Origin of the sequence: Actinacidiphila sp. bgisy160, assembly GCF_965342435.1 — a bacterium.
Lineage (GTDB): Bacteria > Actinomycetota > Actinomycetes > Streptomycetales > Streptomycetaceae > Actinacidiphila.
Genome location: NZ_CBDRCM010000028.1, coordinates 76,554 through 96,745 on the forward strand (window position 1 = coordinate 76,554; position 20,192 = coordinate 96,745).

At 72.4% G+C, this 20,192-nt stretch carries 14 protein-coding genes and 1 pseudogene; 5 read left to right on the top strand and 10 right to left on the bottom strand.

What is annotated here, in order from left to right; translation table 11 throughout:
- Nucleotides 1-29: 29 nt before the first annotated feature.
- From ACRWNP_RS22095 to ACRWNP_RS22130, 8 genes are all read right to left on the bottom strand, one after another.
- A complete protein-coding gene (locus ACRWNP_RS22095) occupies nt 30-1,304 on the bottom strand; it encodes an acyl-CoA dehydrogenase family protein (RefSeq protein WP_431963945.1) in 1,275 nt (424 codons plus the stop codon).
- Between the two features lie 45 nt (nt 1,305-1,349).
- Complete coding sequence (locus tag ACRWNP_RS22100; RefSeq protein ID WP_431963947.1) at nt 1,350-1,715, bottom strand: hypothetical protein; 366 nt, start codon at nt 1,713-1,715, stop codon at nt 1,350-1,352.
- 10 nt (nt 1,716-1,725) lie between these two features.
- Nucleotides 1,726-3,282: a GMC family oxidoreductase gene (locus ACRWNP_RS22105; protein ID WP_431963949.1), complete on the bottom strand. Its 1,557-nt coding sequence runs from the start codon at nt 3,280-3,282 to the stop codon at nt 1,726-1,728.
- The gene (locus ACRWNP_RS22110; protein ID WP_431963951.1) at nt 3,279-3,950 is read right to left on the bottom strand and encodes an SGNH/GDSL hydrolase family protein; all 672 of its coding nucleotides are present in this window, start codon (nt 3,948-3,950) and stop codon (nt 3,279-3,281) included. Before ACRWNP_RS22110 ends, ACRWNP_RS22105 begins: the two co-directional genes overlap by 4 nt.
- The gene (locus tag ACRWNP_RS22115) at nt 3,947-4,210 is read right to left on the bottom strand and encodes an acyl carrier protein (RefSeq protein ID WP_431963953.1); all 264 of its coding nucleotides are present in this window, start codon (nt 4,208-4,210) and stop codon (nt 3,947-3,949) included. Before ACRWNP_RS22115 ends, ACRWNP_RS22110 begins: the two co-directional genes overlap by 4 nt.
- Nucleotides 4,211-4,249: 39 nt before the next feature.
- Complete coding sequence (locus ACRWNP_RS22120) at nt 4,250-5,287, bottom strand: ribonucleotide-diphosphate reductase subunit beta (RefSeq protein ID WP_431963955.1); 1,038 nt, start codon at nt 5,285-5,287, stop codon at nt 4,250-4,252.
- A 178-nt stretch (nt 5,288-5,465) separates the two neighbouring features.
- Nucleotides 5,466-7,157, bottom strand: a complete 1,692-nt coding sequence (locus ACRWNP_RS22125; RefSeq protein ID WP_431963957.1) for an AMP-binding protein — start codon at nt 7,155-7,157, stop codon at nt 5,466-5,468.
- 300 nt (nt 7,158-7,457) lie between these two features.
- Entirely contained in the window at nt 7,458-8,909 is a 1,452-nt protein-coding gene (locus tag ACRWNP_RS22130) for an MFS transporter (protein ID WP_431963959.1), read from the bottom strand.
- 116 nt (nt 8,910-9,025) lie between these two features.
- On the opposite strand from ACRWNP_RS22130, the gene ACRWNP_RS22135 reads away from it, so the two are divergent.
- Entirely contained in the window at nt 9,026-9,475 is a 450-nt protein-coding gene (locus tag ACRWNP_RS22135; protein ID WP_431963961.1) for a MarR family winged helix-turn-helix transcriptional regulator, read from the top strand.
- 93 nt (nt 9,476-9,568) lie between these two features.
- Here the strand turns inward: ACRWNP_RS22135 and ACRWNP_RS22140 are convergent, their stop codons facing one another.
- Together ACRWNP_RS22140 and ACRWNP_RS22145 are read right to left on the bottom strand one after the other, a co-directional pair.
- Entirely contained in the window at nt 9,569-11,152 is a 1,584-nt protein-coding gene (locus ACRWNP_RS22140) for an NADH-ubiquinone oxidoreductase-F iron-sulfur binding region domain-containing protein (protein ID WP_431963963.1), read from the bottom strand.
- Nucleotides 11,149-12,312 carry a hypothetical protein gene (locus ACRWNP_RS22145; protein ID WP_431963965.1) on the bottom strand — a complete coding sequence of 388 codons (1,164 nt, stop codon included), beginning with the start codon at nt 12,310-12,312 and terminating at the stop codon, nt 11,149-11,151. The genes ACRWNP_RS22140 and ACRWNP_RS22145 overlap by 4 nt, the downstream gene beginning before the upstream one ends.
- 347 nt (nt 12,313-12,659) lie before the next feature.
- Here ACRWNP_RS22145 and ACRWNP_RS22150 point away from each other — a divergent pair.
- The 4 genes and pseudogenes from ACRWNP_RS22150 to ACRWNP_RS22165 all read left to right on the top strand — a co-directional run bounded on the left by ACRWNP_RS22150 (nt 12,660) and on the right by ACRWNP_RS22165 (nt 19,557).
- Nucleotides 12,660-14,633, top strand: a pseudogene (locus ACRWNP_RS22150) (S53 family peptidase).
- 249 nt (nt 14,634-14,882) lie between these two features.
- A complete protein-coding gene (gene leuS / locus ACRWNP_RS22155; RefSeq protein WP_431963967.1) occupies nt 14,883-17,738 on the top strand; it encodes a leucine--tRNA ligase in 2,856 nt (951 codons plus the stop codon).
- 226 nt (nt 17,739-17,964) lie between these two features.
- Complete coding sequence (locus ACRWNP_RS22160) at nt 17,965-18,609, top strand: hypothetical protein (protein ID WP_431963969.1); 645 nt, start codon at nt 17,965-17,967, stop codon at nt 18,607-18,609.
- A 102-nt stretch (nt 18,610-18,711) separates the two neighbouring features.
- Nucleotides 18,712-19,557, top strand: coding sequence for a DegV family protein (locus ACRWNP_RS22165; RefSeq protein ID WP_431963970.1), 846 nt, complete (start codon nt 18,712-18,714; stop codon nt 19,555-19,557).
- Nucleotides 19,558-20,192: the final 635 nt, after the last annotated feature.

Below are 20,192 nucleotides of genomic sequence, written 5' to 3' on the forward strand. Positions count from 1 at the left end.
CGCGATGGCTCCCTCGGCCGGATCGTGGATCAGGCGCGGTGGCCGTAGAGCGCGCCCGTGACGGCCAGTGCGAGGACCTCTGGGGTGCCCTCGTAGATGCGGGCCCCGAAGGACTCGCGGACGAACTTCTCGACGTCGTACTCCCGGCAGTAGCCGCGGGCGCCGAGCATCGACATGGCCTCCTCGGCCACCTCGATGGCGATCCGGTCCGCGAAGAGCTTGGCGGCGGCCGGGCCGTAGGTGGGGGCGGGCAGCATGTTGTCGGCCTGGTGGGCGGCCTGGAGGTAGAGGAGCCGGGCGGCGTCGATCTTCACGGACATGTCGGCGAGCTTCCGCGCGCTGAACTGGTGCCGGTACAGCGGCACCCCGGCCTGGACGCGCTCGCCGCACCACTGCTTGGCGATCTCGAACGCGCCCCGGGCGACGCCGGTGGAGATCGCGGCGACGGTGGCGCGGGCCTGGTTGGACTGCATGGTGAGGAAGTTCCAGCCGTTGCCCTCGCCGTGCACCACGTTCGCGGCGGGGACCCTGACCTCTTCGAGGACCAGGGTGGTGCCGAGGCAGGCGCGGTAGCCCATCTTGTCCGCGACCGGGCCGCGGGTCACGCCCTCGCTGTCCAGCGGGACGACGAAGGTGGTCAGGCCGTCCGCCCCCGGATGTCCCTCGAGGTTGGCGAAGACGGTGCACCACTGCGCGACCTTGCCGTTGGTGATGAACCGCTTGACGCCGTTGAGGACGTAGGTGTCGCCCTCCCGGCGGGCGGTGGTCACCTCCTGTGCGTACGGGGAGTTCTCCGGGATGAGCAGGTCGCAGCCGGCCACCTCCTCGGTGATGGCGTTGCAGGCGAGCACCGGCTCGGCGCCGAGGAACCCGGGGATGAACCGGGCCTGGAGGTCGGGGTCGCCGGAGGCGAGCACGCTGCTCTGGCCGAGCAGCGACGCACCGAAGATCAGCGCGGTACTGGCGCAGACGGCGGCGAGCTCCTCCAGGGCGACGGCGACACCGAGCACCCCCACGCCTCGGCCGCCGAACTCCCGGGGCAGGGTCATCCGCAGCAGCCCCAGCTCGTGGCCCTGGCGGACGATCTCCCAGTCGAAGTCGTCGTGCGGCGCGAGGTCGTTGTCGAGGACACGGGGCTTCACGACGGTGCGCGCGAACTCGCGGACCTCGTCGCGCAGCCGCTCCACCTCGGGCGGCAGCGTGAACAGGGAGGGCATGGCGGCCGCGCTGAGGGCGGCCGCGTCGGACAGGGTCGGCGCATTGGTCACGATGCCGGTGCTGACGGCGGCGGTCATGGCGGTCATGCCTTTCATCGATGTCGTACGGTCGTCGAAGGCGTCACGGACGGGTCAGGCGGACAGCTCGGCGTACGCGGCGCCCACCGCGGGCAGCAGGTCGGCCAGCTGCCGTACCTGGGCGACCGGGCCCTTGATGGTCAGCCGGCGCTCCACCACGGCGTTCATCAGCGGCAGCCGGCCGCTCCACACCTCGTGGGCGGTGTCCGGCCCCATCTCGAAGCGCAGGGTGGGAGGGAAGGGCGGTTCGCCCGTCACCACACCGTCGGAGGAGACGAAGACGGCGGCGCCGGGCTCGGGCTGGACGAAGAACAGCGAGAGACCGCGGTCCTTCAGCTTGGCGGTGAAGTCGTCGTCGGCGAGCAGGGCGCAGAACAGTGTCCGGTGGTCCACGGTCATGGCGGATGGCCTCTCGTTCATCGGGCTCGGGTCAGGCGGTGCGCAGCAGGTCGGCCGCGCGCTCGGCGAGCATCACGGTCGGGGCGTGGGTGTGCGCGCGGGGGACGACAGGAAGTGCGCCGGCATCGACGACGCGCAGTCCCGCTGTCCCCCGCACGCAGAACAGGGGATCCACGACCGACGCCTCGTCCGCCCCCATACGGCAGGTGCCCACGGGGTGGTAGAGCGTCTCCGCGTGGCGTCGCACCAGGGCGGCCACGGCGTCGGCGGAATCGTCCAGGACCCCGGCGACCAGCGGCTCCCCGAGCCACGGCGCCAGCGGCTCCCGGCGGAGGATGTCCTGGGCCCGGCGGATGCCCGCGGTCAGCGTGGCCAGGTCGGCCCCGCCCGGGTCGGTCAGATAGCCGGGGTCGATCAGGGGCGCCGCGGCCGGGTCGGCGGACCGCAGCGTGATCCGGCCGCGGCTCTGCGGCTGCAGCAGGACGACGCTGAGCGTCACCCCGTGCCCGGGGTCGCCGCGCCCGTGGTCGAGGAACGGCACCGGCATCCACAGCAGTTCGACGTCCGGGGCCGCCGGCCGCTCGTCGGTGCGCAGCCAGGCCACGGCCTCGGCGAGGTTGGAGCTCAGCTTCCCGGTGCGGTGGCGGAAGTACCGCATCACGTCCTCGGCCTGGTCGCCGATGCCCGGCGAGACCGGTTCGCGGGCGGCCAGGGCGAGCGGCGCGAACAGGTGGTCGCTCAGCCCCCGGCCCACCGCGGGCAGCTCCACGGCGACCGGGACGCCGTGCGCGCGCAGCTGCTCCGGGTCGCCGACGCCGGAGAGCATGAGCAGGTGCGGGCTGCCCACCGCGCCCGCGGCGAGGATCACCTCGCGGGCCGCCGCCACCGTCCGCGGGCCGTCCACCGTGGCGATCTCCACGCCGACCGCGCGGGTGCCGTCGAGCACGACCCGCCGGGCCTGCCCCGCGGTGAGGACGGTCAGGTTGTCCCGGCCGAGGGCGGGGCGCAGATAGGCGTCGGCGGTGCTCCAGCGACGGCCGTTGCGCTGGGTCACGCGGATCGGCCCGCAGCCCTCGGGCGCCGTCCACTCGGTGTCGCCCATCGGCGGGATGCCCGCCTTGGCGCAGGCGGCGAGGAAGTCGGCGGTGGTCGGATTGGGATCCCGCAGGTGCCGGACGCCCAGGGTCTCCTCGGCCCGCCGGAAGTACGGTTCCACCTCGGCGAAGCCCCAGCCGGTGAGGCCGGCGGCGGCCCAGCCGTCGTAGTCCGCGCGGTGACCGCGCGTCCAGATCTGGGCGTTGAGCGAGGAGGAACCGCCCAGGGTCCTGCCCCGCGGCCAGAAGACCTCACGGCCGCCCAGGGCCGGCTGGGGGGCGGTGGAGAACGCCCAGTCGTACTCCGTGCCGAACAGCTTGGGGAACGCGGCCGGGATGCTGATCTCCGCCTTGCGATCGGGACCGCCCGCCTCGACGAGGACGACCCGCACCGAGGGGTCCTCGCTCAGCCGCGCGGCGAGGACGCAGCCGGCCGAGCCGGCGCCGACCACGACGTAGTCGGCGCCGGCGGCCGAGGCGGCGGGCCCGGTCACGCGACGTCCTGCGCGAGGTTGCGGATGATCTCGGACGCGAGCACGGCGTGGCCGTGCATCGAGAAGTGGATCCCGTCCCCGCTCATCAGCGTGGGCTCGTTCCGGACCGGATGCCGCTCCATCTCCACGACGGTGGCGTCGTAGCGGCCGGCCACGGCCCTGATCCGCTCGTTCAGCGCGGCGATCCTGGTGCGGAACTCGGCCAGTTCGGGGAAGGCGTCGAAGATGTCGGCGACCGTGAAGGCGAAGATGTGCGCCTTCCGCTCGCGCAGCGCCCGGTAGATGGCGTCGAGGTCGGCCTCGACCGCGTCCAGGTCGGGCTCCGGGACGAACAGGTCGTTGCCGCCGGAGGCGACGTTCACCAGGTCGGGGCGGAACGCCAGCACCCGCTCCAGCTGGGTCTCGCGCACCTGGGCGGTGCGCAGCCCCGTCTCGCCGGTGTTGAGGTACTCCAGTCCGGGCCGGGTGGCCCGCAGGGCGCCCGCGACCCGATCGGGCCAGGGCACGTCGGCGTAGCCGGGGCACGGGCCGCCCACGCCCTGGGCGAAGCTGTCGCCCATCACGGCGAACCGGCGCCAGGGCGCGGGGCGCAGCAGCTCCGCCGCCGCGTCCTCCGCCAGGCAGTGCCGGTCGGCGCGCTCCTTCGCCGGGGTCACGGCGGCGCTCACGCGGCGTCGATGGGGGTGGCGAGGGCCTGCACGACCAGCTCCTCGACGTCCTGGACGGTGATGATGTCGGGCACCGTCCCCTGGCTCACGGAACTGAGACCGAAGGCGGACTCGATCTGCAGCGACAGCTCGATCACGGCGAGGGAGTCGTAGCCGAGGTCCTCCACCAGGAGGTCCGAGGGGGCGACGTCCCGCTTGCCGCTGGGGCTCATCTCGCCGACGATCTCGCGGACCCTGGCGCGTGTGGACTCGTTGGACATGCCGAACTCACTTTCCTGAGAGGTGTACTGACGGGTGGCTCACCGGGCGGCGGCGTCGCGGGCCGCGGCACGGATCGGGTGCGGGGCCGACCACCGCTCCTCGTAGGCGGAGAGCGCCTTGTCGATCTCCTCGCGCCAGGCCCGCTGGGCGCGGTCGGCCAGTTCGGGCATACCGATCAGGCGCAGCTGTTTGACCAGCCGCTCCTCGCCGATGTCGACGGAGCCCTGCAACTGCGCGGCCCGGCTGGCGAGCGCGGCGGGGATGGCGGGCGAGGGGTTGTGGCGGGCCGGGCCGACGAGCACCCAGGCCGCCATCCCGACCGCCTCGAAGTGGGCGTCCTCGACCACTCGGCCGAAACCGCGCGCCACGCCGTCCTCGGCGGCCCGCAGCCCGAACGAGACGTGCCGGGACTCGTCCCGCGTGACGTTGGTCAGGCCCTCCTCCAGGGCGGCCAGCCGCAGCCGCCGGGCGAGGAAGCGGGTGGTGCGCAGCGCGGTGGCGGCCAGCACGCCCTCGGTGATCAGGTGGTAGTAGACCAGGGCGCGGTACCAGGACTCGGTGTCGCCGCTGCGCCGGACCTCCGAGGTGACCCTGGTGAGCTCGGGGGCGAAGACCTTGGCGTAGTCGGCCGCCGCCTCCAGGTCGCCGCCCTCCGCGGCGTCGAGGTCGATGCCGCAGGCGTCCTCCAGGTAGGTCTGGAAGAACCTCACGTGGCGGGCCTCGTCGGCGAGCTGGGTGCACAGGTAGATGCGGTCGTCCTCGGTCGGCGGGCTGTCGATCAGCGTGCCGAGGGTGTGGGTCACCGCGACCTCGCCGACCTCCAGTTCGGCCAGCGCGCCCAGCATCTGCTGCCGCATGAACGGGGTGAGGGCGTTCCAGCGCTCCGCGTCACGGGCCGGCCTGACCTCGGCGACGCTCCACTGCTGCCGTTCCCAGCGGCGGTAGAGGTCGGCGGAGGTGGCGAGCCGGCCCTGCCGTTCCTGGCCGGGTCCGTGCTCGTCGGCGCCGGTTTCCGCGGTGATGTCGGGGACGTATCCCTGGCCGGGGCCGGTGTCCGTGGTGGCGGCGGTCGTCATGGCACTCGTCTCCTTGTGGGAATTCACGTCGTCAGGGCATGCGTGACCGCGGCGGGAATGCGGCGGAATTCACGGATGACGGAAAGGAATGTGCTGCGCATGGGACTGTGAAGGGGACTGCGGCTGCGGCGCACGTGCCGGGAGGGCCGGGTGCGCCGGATGTGCGGGAGGCGCCGGGTCAGCCGGTGACGGGGCCGGCGGGAGCCGTGCCGTGCACGACCTCCCCGATGGCCTCTCCGTCCTGGAAGCGGCGCCAGAGCAGGCGCCGGCGCGGCTTGCCGCTGGAGGTGCGGGGGATGCCGCCCCGCGCGGCGCGGACCACGGTGACCCCGACGGTGTCGTCGGTGGCGGCGCGGACCACGGCGAGCGCGCCGTCGAGCCAGCCGGCCTGCCCCGATTCGACGACGGCCACCACGTGGTGGGCCTCACCGGTCGTGCCGAGGGCGACGGCACAGCGCCCGGACGGGATGCCGTCGATCGCGGTGAGCGCGGTCTCGAGGTCCTCCGCGTGCACCTTCCGACCGCGGACCTTGATGCTGTCGCCGACCCGCCCGACCACGAACAGCTCGCCGTCCAGCAGGAATCCGGAGTCGCCGGTGCGCAGGCCGCCGTCCGTGAAGTCGGACGAGGCGTCCGGTACCGAGGACCGGTAGCCGCCCGCCACGGACGCCCCCCGGACGCGGATCTCGCCGAAGTGCCCCTCGGGGAGCGGCGCGCCGTCCTCGTCGACGATGTCCACGCGGGTGCCCGGCACCGCCGGGCCGCAGGACGTCAGCCAGTTCGTCCCGCCGTCGGGGTGTGCGGACCCGAGCCGTCCGCGGTCGGTGGGCACGACCGGCCGGCCGGTGTGCAGTCCGCCCTCCAGCCGTACGGTGCGCGCCCCGGTGCCCGGCGTGACGCCCGAGACGGCGAGGGTGGCCTCGGCGAGTCCGTAGCAGGGGGCGAAGGCCGTGGCGCGGAAGCCGTGAGGGGCCAGCAGCGCGTCGAAGGCGGCGGCGGCACGGGGATCGATGCGCTCCGCTCCGTTCATGGCGACCCGCCAGCCGGAGAAGTCCATTCCCTCCAGGTCCTGCGGACGGACGCGTTTGGCGGTGTAGCCGTATCCGAAATTGGGGGCGGTGGTCACGGTCGCGCCGTGCCGGCCGTGCGCCTCCAGCCAGCGCAGCGGGTCCCGAACGAAGTCCAGGGGTGACATGAGCCACAGGTCGATCTGGGCCGTGAGCGAACCGAGGAACGTTCCGATGAGCCCCATGTCGTGGTAGAGCGGGAGCCAGGAGGAGCAGGAGTCGGCGGCGGATATCCCCAGCCACTCGTGAATGCTCCGGACATTCGCCGCCAGATTGTCCCGGGACACCCGGACCCCCTTCGGGGAGCCGCTGGATCCCGACGTGAACTGCAGGAGCCCGAGGTTCGCCGGAGCGCGTCGCGCGGAATCCTCGATCGGTAATTCTGCCGCGCCGTCGAGGAGTACCACGGAGCTGCCGTCCAGTTGTGCCGATGTTTTCCCGGCTATTTCGGCGAGGGGCGCGTCGGACAGCACCAGGACCGGTTCGGCGACCTTCAGGATGTCCGTGACGTGCTCGGTGTACCGGTCATTCCCCTGGAAGGTGAGGGGCGAGGCGATGGGGGCCGGTGTGAGGCCGGCCAGCATGGTGCCCAGGAAGGCGGGTGCGAAGTCACGTACCTCGCTGACCAGCAAAGACACCACGTCGCCGGGCTGTGCGCCGTGGGCATGGAGCAAGGAGGCCACTCGGTGCGCCTCGCCGGCCAGTGTGGTGTAGGAGACGAACGACCAGCCGGTACCGGAATCCGAGAAATGGATTCCGCGATCTTCGGCGGCATGGTCGAGCCAATCAAGAACGGTGTGCACCAGGTCCCCCCGCGGTCACTGATCTACGAGCCGGAACATGGTCGTTTTCGAAGTTCCGGCCCTGCCGCGACCGAGTCTGCCATGGGGAGGGGTTGACTGCAAGAAAATTATTTGAGTCGACCCATCGGTAATGATCGGCGGGAGCGGATTGGTTTATTCCTTGAATTCTTTCCGGAATGATTTACTCCGCCGTTCGGTGAGCAATCGTGGGGAATGTTGAGGGAAAACGGGGGGGGCGGCGGCCGGGAGAACGATTCAATGTTCTCCCGGCCGCCGATTTTCCCGGCTCCGGGGCGGGGGTCAGGAGCCGGAGACCTCCGCCGGTGCCGGCGTGTCCGCCTCCTGCCGCGGGGCGGCCGCGGGGGCCCGGTCGGTGAGCCCCAGGGCGGCGAGCGCCGCCACGACGGTGACGGCCGTGCACGCCCGGTACAGGTCGTGGAAGGCGTCGATGCCCGGCGCCGAGTGCGCGGCCAGGATCGCGGCCAGCATCGCCGTCCCCAGGGCGCCGCCGATCTGGCGCGCGGTGAGGTTCATCCCCACGCCGGCCGCGAACTGCAGCGGCGGGAGCGCGGTCGCCGCGATGGACGACAGCGAGGTGACGGCGAAGCCGAGACCGCCGCCGCCCAGGAGTCCGGTCGGGACCCAGGCCCCCCAGAAGTCGGGTTCGGCGCCCAGGAAGTCACTGCCCATCAGCGCGGTGCACGCGGCGAACATCAGCGCGCCGAGGACCACCAGCCAGCGATGCGTCGCCGGTCGGGAGACCCGGCCGGCGGCGGTCGAGGTGATCATGGAGGCGACCGCGCCGACGCTCATCGCCCCGGCGGCCTCCATGATGCTCCAGTGCCACACCCCGGTGGCGAAGAGCGCGCCCGCCAGCAGCCAGGCGAACATCGACACGCCGAAGACCGCGGAGACGCCGTTGACCACCGCGTACTTCCGGCTCTTCCACAGGTCGGTGGCGATGGCCGGGGACTCGTGCCGCCGCGACCTCAGCACCGCGAACGCGCCCAGAGCCAGTCCGCCGGCGAGCAGGCCGAGCGTGCGGGCGCTCGTCCATCCCCAGGAGTCGCCCTCGGTGAGCGAGGCCACGACCAGTCCGATGCCGAGCGCGAGCGCCGCCGTGCCCACGACGTCGGGAAGCCTGCTGCCCGTCGCGGGCTGATGGCGGGGGAGCGCCCTCAGCCCGGCGACGGCCAGCAGGACGCCGATGGGCACATTGATGTAGAAGACCGCACGCCAGCTCAGCTGCTCCACGAGCACGCCGCCGATGGCCGGGCCGACGACCGCGGAGAAACCCGCCACCGCCGACCAGGTGCCGATCGCCTTGATCAGCTTCTCCAGTGGGGTCGAGGACATGATCAGACTGAGCGCAGAGGGGATCATCCCCGCCGCGAGCGCTCCCTGCGCGAACCGCGCCCCGATCAGCCACTCCGGGCCGGTGGCCGCGCCGCAGGCCAGTGAGGCGAGCGTGAAGCCGGCCAGCGACCAGAGGAAGACCTTGGTGCGCCCGACGGTGTCGGCCAGCCGTCCCGCCGGCGTCAGTACGGCGGCGAACATCACCGCGTAGCCGCTGACCACCCAGGTCAGCGTGGCCATCCCGGTGTCCGGGAACTTCTCGATGATCTTGGGGAACGCGATGTTCACGACGGACAGGTCGAGGAACGCCATGAAGGTCGCGCCCGAGCAGAGGAGCAGCACCAGGCCCGGATTGACCTCGGGCTCTCCCTGCCCACTCCTTAAGCGATCGGACATAGTACGGCACACCTCCGGTGAGCGGGTATGACGGAACTGCTGCGGACCGGCCGTCTCGGGTAAGATGGACAGGGTCCTTACGTTCTTAGCGTGCCAAGAACGTAAGGTTCCTGTCAATGCGAGGGGAGACCTGGGTGGACGCCGACATCGATGAGCTCTGCCTGAGCTTCCTGGTGCGTCAGGCCTGGCTGAACATGCGCGGGGCCATGGACGGCGCCTTGTCGGGGCTCGGGCTGTCCGTCGCCCAGTACGCGTCCCTGCTCGTGCTGGCGGACCAGCCGGGCATCACCATCGCCGACCTGGCCCGTGCCGTCGCGAGCACCCGGCAGTCGGCCAACGAACTGCTCGCCGGGCTCGCGGACCAGGGTCTGGTCGAACGCCGGCGGCACCCCACGGACGGCCGCAGCCAGCAGGTCTTCCTGACCGACGCCGGGCGTGAGCGCCTCGAGGAGGCCCGGCCCGTGGTGCGCGAGCGCGAACGGGAGCTCGAGGCCGGGTTCAGCAACGAGGAGCGCCGGCTGGCCCGGCAGTGGCTGCGACGCATGACCGGTGACCGCGCGGAGTGAGCGCGCGGTGCCGGCCCGGCGGCCGGCACGGACGTACGAGGGGCCCGGCACCGTGGGCCGTGGGTGCCGGGCCCCTCTGCCACGCGGCCGCGGTCAGCGGCGGCCGCCCTCCTCCATGCGCAGCGCCAGTGCGGGGCAGCGGGCCACCGCGCGCTGCGCCGCCGCGTCCAGGTGCGGTGGGACGGGGGTGCCGGCGATATCGGGGTAGCCGTCCCGGTCCAGCCGTACGATCTCGGGCAGCACGCCGGCGCACAGTCCGTGGCCCTTGCACAGCGTCCAGTCCACGACCAGGCGCTTGTTGCTGGGCTGCGCGGCCGTCGCGCCCGCGGGGGCGCCGCCGCGCAGCACCGGCGGGTCGGACTTCAGCAGTGGGAGCACGCCCACCGTGGGGCGCCCGCAGCCGCCGCCGAGGACGTGGGCGGCCAGGTCGTCGGTGAAGGCGTTGATGGTGGACATCACGAAGCGCATCGAGCCGTCGGGGTGCTTGCACACCCCGCGGCCCTTCACCGCCACCGCGGTCTGCCGCAGTTGCTCCAGCGCGGCCTGCCCGCCGCCGTTGAGCACGTCCTGGAGCAGTCCGGCCATACGCGGCAGCCCGAGGCGGCACGGCCCGCACTGGCCGGCCGTCTCGGCGGCCAGCCACTGCGCGACCCGCAGCGACTCGCCCAGCGGGCACAGGCCCGGGTCCAGCGGGAGCAGGGCGCCCGCGCCCAGGGTGGCCTTGTGGGCCTCCAGGCTCTCGCGGGCGATGGTCACCATCGAGGCGACGTTGGGGTCGATCCAGTTGCCGTGGTAGCCGCCCACGAGCACGCCCTGCCCCGGGTTACCGCCGCACATCTGCAGGATGTACGACATCGGCACGCCCGTCGGGGTCTCCACGACCGTCTGCCGGGGCACCGAGCCGGAGACGGTCAGCATGGCGGTGCCGGGCTCGCCGGGGGCGCCCGCGGAGCCGAAGCGGATTGCTCCCATGCGGGCACCGATGGCCAGTTGGGTGTAGGTCTCGGTGTTGGAGAAGAGTGTCGGCAGGCCGCCGAGGCCGGATTCGCTCGCACTCACCTTCTTGCCGGGCGGCAGGGGGAGGCCGCCGTTGGCCGCCGAGATGATGCCCGAGGACTCGCCGGACACGAAGCGCTCCGGCATGCGCACGATCCGGGCCCTCAGCTGGCGGCCGCGCTTGGTGCCGAGGCCGCGTTCGGCCAGCGCGTCGCGGACGGACTGCTCGTTGGTGTCGCGGGTGACGCTGATGACGAGTTCGCGGGCGCCGAGGATCTCGGCGCACAGCAGGGCCCCGTCCAGCATGAGATGCGGGGCGCGGCGCAGGATGACCGCGTCCTTGCGGCAGGCCGGCTCGCCCTCGCAGCCGTTGACCATCACCGCGGTGGGGGAGCCGCGCCGGCGCGCGGCCTCACCGACGGCCTTGAGCTTCTTGTAGAAGGGGAAACCCGCGCCGCCGCGACCGCGCAGGCCCATCAGTTCGGCGAGGTCGAGCAGTTCGCCCTCGGTCATGCTCGGCATGGAGCCGTGGACGTTCAGGTGGGTCACCCGGTCCAGGCGCTCCACCTCGTCGAAACCCGCGGTGATCCGGGGCAGCCCGACAGTGCGCACGTCGGGGAGCACGTCACCCGCCCCCGAACGAGGGGCGGGTGACCGGTTCGGTATGGCGGGAACGCTCATCGCTGTCCTTCATAGGGTCCGGGCGTGGACTGCTGCCAGGCGATCGGCTGGAGCCGGTCGGCCCCCAGCGGGTCCGCGTCCTGCGCGCCGCCCGGCATCGGCGTACCCCACGCCGGGGTGCCGTCCCAGCCGGCCTGCTGGGCCTGCTGCTGGAGTTGCTGCTGGTACGGCACCTGCGGTTGCTGCGGGTACGTCGCCTGAGGTTCGGCCGGTAACTGCGGCAGTTGCATCGTGGCGGCCGCGGGATCCATGCCGAGGGTACGGTCAGGGGCCGGGGGAGGGACAGCCGTGTACTGCTGGGCGGTGGGGAAGTTGGGCAGCGGCGGCAGCGGTTCGCTGTAGGCGCTGGCCAGGCTGGGCCCGGTCTCCTCACGCGGCGCGGCGCGCCGTCGGCCGCCGGAACCGCCCCGGGACGCGGCCCGTTCGCCCCCGAGCTTGCGGAAGGAGGCGGAGCGTTCGCGGGTCTCGGGGAAGAGCGCCTCGCCGCGGGTCCTGCGGAGCCGGTAGATCAGGCCGATGGCGACACCCACCAGGCAGATCCCGTAGGCCACGACGATCCAGGACTTGGCCGAACGGCCGGACTGCAGGCCGTGGATCAGCGCCATGCACCAGGACGCGTACGCCGTGCTGTGCAGGATGCGCCACCGGACGGGGTGCCGGTTGGCGGCGAAGATGCTGCGCATGGCGCCCGTGGCGGCGGCGAGGATCATCAGGTAGGCGGCCAGCACGCCGAGAGCGATGAGGCCGTCCCGGCCGGTCACCCCGAGGGGGAGGAAGGCGCCGGCGGTGGTGACACGTACCTCGATGACCTTCGTCGTCACGTGCAGGATCAGGAACCCGATCGCGGCCACGCCCAGGCCACGGTGGATGCCCTGGGTGAGCAGGCGTTCGCGGGGCCCGAGGAAGAAGGTGTCGGTGGACACCAGGCCCCAGATGACGGTGCAGCTCAGGGAGACGAGGGTGAGGACGCCGGCGCCGAAGTCCAGGAACGCCCGCAGGTACGGACCCGCGGTGGCGGCGAGGACGAGCAGGGCGGCGGCGGTGCCGGCGATCGCCCAGGCGCGGGGCGACCGTGCGGCGCGAAGGGCCCCGGACAGGATGTCGCTCGCCGGTATCGGGGGGGTCCGGCGACCGTCCGGGGACTGTCGGTTGGTGCGCATGCGGCAGACGCTAACCCGTACGGGTGGTCGGATCGATCGTCTTTCGACAACCCGGGATGACGATCATTACGAACTGCTAACGTCGGTTTGTTCGGGCGCTGTTCGGGCGCTGTTCGGCAGGGATGACCGGTCCTTCAGCGGAGCGCCCGCTCTCCGGCACCATATGTCCGCATTCCGAGTCGGATTGCCGTCCCAATTGCCCTTTCGTGGGCCTTCCTTGAGTCCTTCTTGGCGCACACATGTCCCTGGCGTGAGCTGTTCACCGCGAGAGTGGCCTGGCGGTCCACGCGCGCTGCCGGTTCCGGCGCGCCGCCGCTCCGCGCGAACTTCACACAGCAGGGGGTTACATGAGCTCCACCCGCTCGAGGAAGCGGGCCGGCCTGGCCCTGGCGGCGACACTGCCGCTGGCCGCCGGTGTGCTGGCGATGGGCATACCCAGCGCCCAGGCCGACGCATCGCACGGACGTCACAACCTCGCCGGCGGCAAGCCGGCCTGGGCCACCGCAAAGGCGGACAAGGGCGCCACCGCCGACTCGGCCGAGGTCACCCTCCGGGTGTACCTCGCAGGCCGCGACGCCCAGGGCCTGGCGGCCTACGCGCAGGCGGTGTCCGACCCCGGTTCCGTCTCGTACGGCAAGTTCCTCTCGCCGAAGCGGGCCAAGGCCCGCTTCGGCGCCTCCGCGCGGCAGGTCGCGCAGACCCGGTAGTGGCTGGAGTCCTCCGGGCTGAAAATCACCGGTGCCAACGACCACTACCTGACCGTCACCGGCGAGGTCGCCGACGCGGAGAAGGCTTTCGGCACCCAGCTCCACAACTACGTAAAGGGCGCGAAGACTTACCACGCCCCGACCGGGACCGCCTCCGTCCCGGCCTCCCTGGGCGGCGCGGTGCTCACGGTCACCGGCCTGGACAACTCCCCGCGGCGCGCGCGGCACCAGGACACGCTGCCGCCGCCCGGTGCCGTCTTCAAGAACTCCGGCCCCTTCTCCACTTATTACGGGTCGAACACCGACAAGAAGCTGCCGGTCGCCTACGGCACGCACGCCCCGTACGCCGTCAAGGGCTACACGGGCAGGCAGTTGCGCGCCGCCTACGGCGCCGGCTCGTACAACGGCAAGGGCGTCACCGTCGCCATCACCGACGCGTTCGCCTCCCCGACGATCGTCGCCGACGCCCAGAAGTACGCCGCCCGCAACGGCGACGCCCCGTACAAGCGCGGCCAGCTCTCCCAGGTGCTGCCGGACGACTACCGCTACACGAGCCCCGACGAGTGCGACGCCTCCGGCTGGTACGGCGAGGAGACCCTGGACGTCGAGGCGGTGCACGCGGTCGCACCGGCCGCCGACATCACTTACGTCGGCGCCTCCTCCTGCACGGACGACGACCTGCTCGACGCGCTCGGCAAGATCGTCGACCACCGGCTCGCCGACATCGTCTCCAACTCGTGGGGCGACCTCGAGTCCAACGAGACGCCGGACATCGCCGCCGCCTACGACCGGATCTTCCAGATCGGCGCGGTCGAGGGCATCGGCTTCTACTTCTCCTCCGGCGACGCGGGCGACAACGTGGCGAACCCGCTGGGCACGGGCGCGAAGCAGGTCGACACCCCGGCGAACTCCCCCTGGGTCACCTCCGTCGGCGGCACCTCGCTCGCCGTCGGCAAGGGCGACAAGTACCAGTGGGAGACCGGCTGGGGCACCCTGAGGGCAACGCTGTCCGTGGACGGCTCCAGTTGGACGGCCTTCCCCGGCGGCTTCACCTCCGGCGCGGGCGGCGGCACCAGCAGGCTCTACGGGCAGCCCTTCTACCAGCGCGGCGTCGTCCCCGACTCGCTCGCCCTGGCAGGCGGTGGCACGGTCAAGCAGCGCGTCGAGCCGGACATCGCGGCCGTCGCCGACCCGAACACCGGCTTCCTGGTCGGCCAGACCCAAGCGTTCCCCGACGGGTCCTTCCAGTACAGCGAGTACCGCATCGGTGGCACCTCGCTCGCCGCGCCCGTCATCGCGGGCGTCCAGGCGCTGGCGCAGCAGGCCCGGCACGGCGTGCCGATCGGCTTCGCGAACCCGCTGATCTACGACCGCTACGGCACCGGCGCGTACCACGACGTGACCGACCACCCGCTGGGCCGCGGCAAGGACCTCGCGGTGGTCCGCGTGGACTACGCCAACGGCTTCGACGCGGCGGACGGGCTGCTCACCTCGCTCCGCAGCCTCGGCAAGGACAGCTCGCTGTCCGCGGTCGTCGGGTACGACGACGTGACCGGCGTCGGCACCCCGGCGCGCGGGTACGTCGACTCGTACAAGCCGCACCACCGCCGCTGAGCACGGCCGGAAACGGCAGGGACGGGCCCGTACCGGGGGGATCCTCGGTACGGGCCCTTTCCGCTCTGGGGTACCCTGACCCCATGCATGCCGTACGCCTTCTGCTTAGCAAGCCGCGCTGACCAGGATCGATGTCAGTGCGGCGCCCCTCCTGTGCGAGGGGCTTTTTCGTTTCCGCAGTTCGCAGGCAGATGTCCGTACGGCGGCCGGGCCGCAGGCCGTCATGACAGCGATGGAGTACGAAGGACGATGAGCGAGACCACCCCCGCCGCCGAGGCGGCTGCGCCCCACCGCTACACGGCCGCCCTGGCCGCCGACATCGAGAGCCGCTGGCAGGACTTCTGGGAGCAGAACCAGACCTTCGCCGCCCCGAACCCCACCGGTGACCTGGCCGGGGACGGCGAGCTGGCCAAGCCCAAGAAGTTCATCATGGACATGTTCCCGTACCCCTCGGGCGCGGGACTGCACGTCGGCCACCCCCTGGGTTACATCGCCACCGACGTCTTCGCCCGCTTCCAGCGGATGACCGGGCACAACGTGCTGCACACCCTGGGCTTCGACGCCTTCGGCCTGCCCGCCGAGCAGCACGCCGTGCAGACCGGCGAGCACCCTCGGGTCACCACCGAGGCGGCCATGAACAACATGCGGTCCCAGCTGCGCCGGCTGGGCCTGGGCCACGACAAGCGCCGGTCGTTCGCCACTATCGACCCGGACTACTACAAGTGGACCCAGTGGATCTTCCTGCAGATCTTCAACTCCTGGTACGACCCGCAGGCCGACCGCGCCCGCCCCATCGCCGAGCTGGTCGAGCAGTACGAGAAGGGTGAGCGGCCCACGCCCGACGGGCGGGCGTGGGCCGAGCTGACCCCCGCCGAGCGCGACGCCGTGCTGGGCGAGTACCGCCTGGCGTACGCCTCGGAGTCCCCGGTCAACTGGTGTCCCGGCCTGGGCACCGTGCTGGCCAACGAGGAGGTCACCGCAGACGGCCGCTCCGAGCGCGGGAACTTCCCGGTCTTCAAGGCCAAGCTGCGCCAGTGGATGATGCGCATCACCGCCTACGCGGACCGCCTGCTGGCCGACCTGGACGCGCTGGACTGGCCCGAGGCGATCAAGCTGCAGCAGCGCAACTGGATCGGCCGCTCCGAGGGCGCCAAGGTCGACTTCGCCGTCGAGGGTCACGGCGACACCCCGGTCACCGTCTTCACCACACGCCCCGACACCCTGTTCGGCGCCACCTACATGGTGCTGGCTCCCGAGCACCCGCTGGTCGACACCGTGGTGCCGGCCGCCTGGCCCGAGGGCGCCAAGGACGCCTGGACCGGCGGTGCGGCCACCCCGGCCGAGGCCGTCGCGGAGTACCGCAAGCAGGCCCAGGCCAAGTCGGACGTCGAGCGGCAGACCGAGGGCAAGAACAAGACCGGCGTCTTCAGCGGCGCGTACGCGGTGAACCCGCTGACCGGCACCCGCATCCCGGTCTTCGTCGCCGACTACGTCCTGATGGGCTACGGCACCGGCGCCATCATGGCCGTCCCCGGCCAGGACGAGCGCGACTGGGAGTTCGCCACCGTCTTCGACCTGCCCATCATCCGCACCGTCCGGCCGCCCGAGGGCTGGGAGGGCGAGGCGTACACCGGCCAGGGCCCGGCGATCAACTCCGCCAACGACGAGATCGACCTGAACGGCCTGGAGGTCGCCGACGCCAAGCGCAAGGTCATCGCGTACCTGGAGCAGCGCGGCATCGGCGAGGGCACCATCAACTACCGCCTGCGCGACTGGCTGTTCAGCCGCCAGCGGTACTGGGGCGAGCCCTTCCCGATCGTCTACGACGAGGACGGCGTCGCCCACGCCCTGCCCGAGTCGATGCTGCCGCTGGAGCTGCCAGAGGTCGAGGACTACTCGCCGCGCACCTTCGACCCGGACGACGCGGACACCGAGCCCGAGACCCCGCTGTCCCGCAACGCGTCGTGGGTCCACGTCGAGCTGGACCTGGGCGACGGCCGGGGCGTGCGCCGCTACCGCCGCGAGACCAACACCATGCCCAACTGGGCCGGTTCGTGCTGGTACGAGCTGCGCTACCTGGACCCGCACAACGACCGGAAACTGGTCGACCCCGAGATCGAGCGGTACTGGATGGGCCCGCGCGAGGGGCAGCCGCACGGCGGCGTCGACCTGTACGTCGGCGGCGCCGAGCACGCGGTGCTGCACCTGCTGTACGCGCGTTTCTGGTCCAAGGTGCTGTTCGACCTGGGCCACGTCTCGTCCGCCGAGCCGTTCCACAAGCTGTTCAACCAGGGCATGATCCAGGCCTACGTCTACCGCGACAGCCGTGGCTTCCCCGTCCCGGCGGCCGAGGCCGAGGAGAGGGACGGCGGCCACTGGTACGGCGGCGAGCAGGTCAAGCGCGAGCTGGGCAAGATGGGCAAGTCCCTGAAGAACGCCGTCACCCCGGACGAGATCGCCGCCGAGTACGGCGCGGACACCCTGCGCCTGTACGAGATGGCGATGGGCCCGCTGGACGTCTCCCGCCCCTGGGACACCCGCGCCGTCGTCGGCCAGTACCGGCTGCTGCAGCGGCTGTGGCGCAACGTCGTGGACGAGACGACCGGCGAGGTCACGGTGACCGACGCCGAGCCGGACGAGAGCACCCTGCGCGCGCTGCACAAGGCGATCGAAGGCGTCCGCCAGGACCTGGAGGGGCTGCGTTTCAACACCGCCATCGCCAAGATCACCGAGCTGAACAACCACCTGACCAAGGTGGGCGGCCCCGTGCCGCGCTCGGTGGCCGAGCCCCTGGTGCTGCTGATCGCGCCGCTGGCCCCGCACATCGCCGAGGAGCTGTGGCGACGGCTGGGCCACGACGGGTCCCTGGCGCACGAGGACCTGCCGGTGGCCGACCCGGCGTACGTGGTGGACGAGGCCGTCACCTGCGTCGTCCAGATCAAGGGCAAGATCAAGGCCCGTCTGGAGGTGCCGCCGACGATCTCCGAGGCCGACCTGGAGGCCCAGGCCCTGGCCGACCCGGCGGTCGTCGCCGCGCTGGACGGGGCGGGGGTCCGCAAGGTGATCGTGCGGGCGCCGAAGCTGGTGAACATCGTTCCCGCCTGAGGGCCTGAGGGCCTGAGGGGCTGAGCGTCTGACGGTGGCCTGCCCGCCTGGGGACGTGACGGCGGCACGGTCGTCTGGTCGCCCGGTCGGCGCACGTCGGTGTAGGGGGCGGGTAGGGGTTCTCCCGGAACCCTCGCCCGTCCCCGTCCGTTTACGGTGGGCATACAGCCGATCGAACGGATCGGGCCGGTCGGACGGACCGGGCCGACCAGGCAGAGGAGCCGCCGTGGATGTCGCCGTCGCCGTGATCCTGCTGCTCTTCGCCTCTTTCATGGCGCTCGGCGTCTTCGCCGCGGTCAAGACGGCGCGGGCGGTCAAGCGCGGGGTGGAGCGCACGGGCATCGAGGCCCGCCGCGTGGTCGAGGAGACCGGTCTCAGAGCGCGCCGCTACAGCCGGCCGGGGCCCGCCGGGAAGCTCGCCGAGTTGCGCCTTGCGCTGCGTACGTCCATCACGAGCACGGCAGAGGCGCTGGAGGGGCAGGCAAGCGTGGACCCCTCCCTGAGCGAGGCCGTCGCCCTCCTCGGCCGGCTGCGTTCCCACGCCCACGAGCTCGACGCGGAACTGAGGCTGCTGGAGCGCGAGCCCGACCGTGCCCGCATCGCCGCCCGGATCGGCGAGCTCGAGGAGCGCACGCGGCGGATCACCCATTCCGCGGACTCGCTGCGCTGGGCCGCCCAGGACCGCGCCCGCCGCTTCGCCGACGACGATCTCGCGGCGCTGGGCCGCGACATCGACCTGGAGGCCGGGGCGTTGCGGCACTGGGCGCCCGCGGCGCTCCCGGAGCCGGAACCGGAACCGCGCACTCAGCCGGGGAGGCGGCGCGAGCCGGCGTCCGAGCCCGGTGCCGGGCAGCCGCCCAAGGCGTTGTGACGGGCCGGGCGCGGCCGGGAAGGGTTCCGAGGACGTTCACCGGGGTTCACCTCGGCGGAGCCGTACTGTCGTCCGGCCTTCGGCGCGGGTAACCTCCCGCACATGTCGCCCCATGTCGCTATCGTCACCGATTCCACGGCCTACCTGCCGCAGGAGGCCCTGACCCGGCACCGGATCACCGTGGTGCCCCTGGCGGTGGTGATCGGCGACGAGGCGCTGGAAGAGGGCACCGAGGTGTCGGCGCCCGCGGTCGCCCGCGCCCTGCAGCGCCGCAAGCCCGTCACCACGTCGCGGCCGAGCCCGGCGGAATTCGCCGCCGCCTACCGCGCGGTGGCGGCGTCGGGCGCGACCGAGATCGTCTCCCTGCACCTGTCGGCCGAGTTCTCCGGCACCTACGACGCCGCGCTGCTCGCGGGGGCGGACGCACCGGTGCCGGTGCGCGTCGTGGACACCGCCATGGTCGCCATGGCCCTCGGGTTCCCGGTGCTGAGCGCCGCCGAGGCGGCGGAGGCGGGCGGTTCCGCGGATGAGATCGTGGCGGCGGCGGAGAAGCGGGCTTCGGACACCTCGGCGTACTTCTACGTGGACACCCTGGACTACCTGCGCCGGGGCGGCCGCATCGGCGCGGCGCAGGCGCTGCTCGGGTCGGCGCTGGCGGTGAAGCCGCTGCTGCAGCTGGACGAGGGCCGCATCCAGCTGCTGGAGAAGGTCCGTACGGCCTCCAAGGCGCTGGCGCGGCTCGAGGAGATCGTCGTCGAGCGGGCGGGCACCCGGCCGGTGGACATCGCCGTCCACCACCTGGCCGCCGCCGACCGCGCCTCCACCCTGGCGGAGCGGCTTCGCGCGCGGGTCCCCGGCCTCAACACCCTCATCCTCAGCGAGGTCGGCGCGGTGATCGGCGCCCACACGGGGCCCGGGTTGCTGGGGGCGGTCGTCTCCCCGCTGTGACACCTTTCGGGTGACGGGGATATCCACAACCTCTGAACAATTCACAGGACTTGAGCAAGATCATCTCTTTGGTGCCGGTCCGCCTACCGTCCCTGACATGGGATCGACCACCGCAACTCCTCGCCACCGCAGGCATCCGTCCGCATCCGCATCCGCACCCGCATCCGCATCCGCACCCGCATCCGCACCCGCATCCGGATCCGCATCCGGATCCGCATCCGCATCCGCACCCGCATCCGCATCCGGACCCGCGCCCGACCCCGGCGCGGTCCGGGCACGGGCCGCCGCGCTCTTCGCCCCTCTGCCGGCCCGCCCCGAGCCACGGGGTGGGCCGGGTGCGGCGGCGCCGGATCCACCGGAACGATCGGTCGCGCACGAACGACAGGACGCGCGCGAACGGCCCGTCGCGAACGAACGGCCGGTCGCGCCGGAACGGCCGAGCGCCCAGGATCCGCCGCGGCGCCGCGTCGCGGGCGCCTGGCACCTCGCCCTCACCGAACGCCTCCCCACCTGGTTCTCCGTGCGCTGCGGCATCGAGGCGAAGACCGCCGCCGCCCTCGCCGTCGTGCTCCTCCTCGCCCTCGCCTTCGCGGTGCACCACTTCCGCACCGGCCGGCCGCGCACCCTCGCGGTGC